2 protein-coding genes are annotated in these 2,228 nt (G+C 74.9%); one reads left to right on the top strand and one right to left on the bottom strand.

Annotated features, from left to right (window positions below):
• The first annotated feature begins 289 nt into the window (after positions 1-289).
• Positions 290-1,492 carry an amino acid deaminase/aldolase gene (locus G3I40_RS36090; protein WP_164559056.1) on the top strand — a complete coding sequence of 401 codons (1,203 nt, stop codon included), beginning with the start codon at positions 290-292 and terminating at the stop codon, positions 1,490-1,492.
• 4 nt (positions 1,493-1,496) lie between these two features.
• Here the strand turns inward: G3I40_RS36090 and G3I40_RS36095 are convergent.
• On the bottom strand, positions 1,497-2,228 hold a 732-nt coding region (locus G3I40_RS36095; RefSeq protein WP_239092148.1), incomplete at its 5' end, for a hypothetical protein.

Consider the following 2,228-nt stretch of genomic DNA (forward strand, 5'->3'; position numbering starts at 1 on the left):
GGAGGGGGTGGCGTCGCGGGCAAAGGGGGGACGCTGTCCGGGAGTTGCGCGCCGTCCGGCTGCGGCTGCGCGGGCGCCGGTCGGGGCGGGGCCGCGGGGGGTGGCGGCGTCGTGGGACGCGGCGGGACACGTCGGGCTTCGGTGCTCATGCCTCCCCGTTTCCTCAAGCCAGCGTGCGCGTCACTCTAACGGGCTCACCCGCGGACGGCTCGCATCAGACCACGGGCTGGGCCGATCTGCCCGGATCGTCCCTCTACCCTGCGGTAATCGCGTCTGGCAGGCTTCGGTCATGACACCGCGCGCCGCCGACCGGGCCCGCTTCGACCGGGCCACCGCACATCTCGACGCCCCCCTGGCGATCGTCGACCTCGACGCCTTCGACGCCAACGCCGACGATCTCGTACGCCGCGCCGCGGGAAAGCCGATCCGGGTGGCCAGCAAGTCCGTACGGTGCCGGGCCCTGCTGGAGCGGGTGCTGGCCCGGGACGGGTTCGCCGGGATCATGTCGTTCACGCTGGCCGAGTCGGTCTGGCTGGCGCGGTCCGGGTTCGAGGACGTGCTGCTCGCCTATCCGTCCGCGGACCGGTCCGGTTTCGCCGAGCTGGCGCACGACGCCAAGCTGGCGGCCGCGGTGACCGTGATGGTCGACGACCCGGCGCAGCTGCGGCTGATCGACGAGGCGCGGGACGGGGGCCGCGAGGAGATCCGGGTCTGCCTGGAACTCGACACGTCGTGGCAGGTGCTCGGCGGGCGGGTCAGGATCGGCGCGCTGCGCTCTCCGCTGCGTACGCCGTCCCAACTCGCCGATCTGGCGCGGGCGGTGGCGCGCAGGCCCGGGTTCCGGCTGGTCGGGATCATGGCGTACGAGGGGCACGTGGCGGGGGTCGGGGACGCGGTCGCCGGGCGGCCCGTGCGGTCGCGGGCGATCCGGCTGATGCAGGCCGCGGCCCGCAAGGAACTGGCGGTGCGGCGCGGCGAGGTGGTGCGGGCCGTGCGGGCGGTGGCCCCGGACCTGGAGTTCGTGAACGGCGGCGGGACCGGCAGCGTGCAGCACACCGCCGCCGAGGACGCCGTCACCGAGATCGCCGCCGGGTCGGGGCTGTACGTGCCGCGGCTCTTCGACAACTACACGTCGTTCCGCGGGCGTCCGGCGGCGCTGTTCGCCCAGCCGGTGGTGCGCAGGCCCGGAGTCGGGGTCGTCACGGTGCTCGGCGGCGGCTACCCCGCGTCGGGCGCGGCCGGCCCGGACCGGCTGCCGGTGCCGTACCTGCCGGAGGGGCTGCGCTACGACGCCCAGGAGGGGCCCGGCGAGGTGCAGACACCGCTGCTGGGTGCGGCCGCCGACGATCTGCTCCTCGGGGACAAGGTGTGGTTCCGGCACGCGAAGGCCGGTGAACTGTGCGAGCGCTTCGAGGTGTTGCACCTGGTGGCGGGCGACGCGGTGACCGGGACCGTGCCCACGTACCGCGGTGAGGGCTACACGTTCCTGTGAGTGGTCAGGTGGGGGGCGGGCCGATGCTGCTGCCCACTCCCCCGTCGCCGCCCGTGGCGCCCACCGGCCGGATCCCCTTGACGATCCTGTCGAGGTCGGCGAGCGGCGGGGCCGCGTCGCTCGCGTCGAGGGTGAGGCGCACGGCGACCAGCGACTCGGAGCCGACGCTGGACGGGAACACCACGGACTGCACGTAGCCGCCGGGTCCCTCGGCCGTCGCGACCTTCCAGCGCACGAGGTATCCGGCGCGCCCGGCGACGGCGACCTGCCGCGCGGCGACGACCTTGTGAGAGGTCATCCCGCCGAACGGCCGCTGCCCGACGGCGTCGGTGTCGTAGGCGAGGTCGGCGGCGTCGGAGACGTCCTCCTCGGCGAGGGAGCGCGGGCTCGCCCCCTCGGCCGCGCCGGTCACGGTGTGCGTGGCGACGGTGCCGCGACGGCACAGTCCGTCGTCGAACGGGCAGGTGTAGGTGCGCGGCGTGGTCAGCAGCACGTCGTCGTCGGCGACGTTATCGGCCTTCTGCCAGCCGGGGACGACGGGCAGCGTGATGCCGTTGAGCTGGTCGGTGGCGAGGGAGGGGTCCTCGGACGGAGAGGGCGCGACGCCGGCGGTGGCGGGCGCGGTGGCCGAACTCGTCGGCGCCGAGGGCCCGTTGTCCGCCTTCGTCGTGCCCCGGTCGCCGTCGTCGGACAGGACCACGACGGCTCCGGCGACGATCGCCGCGACCAGCGCGAG

This window comes from Streptomyces sp. SID14478 (genome assembly GCF_010548525.1).
Lineage (GTDB): Bacteria > Actinomycetota > Actinomycetes > Streptomycetales > Streptomycetaceae > Streptomyces.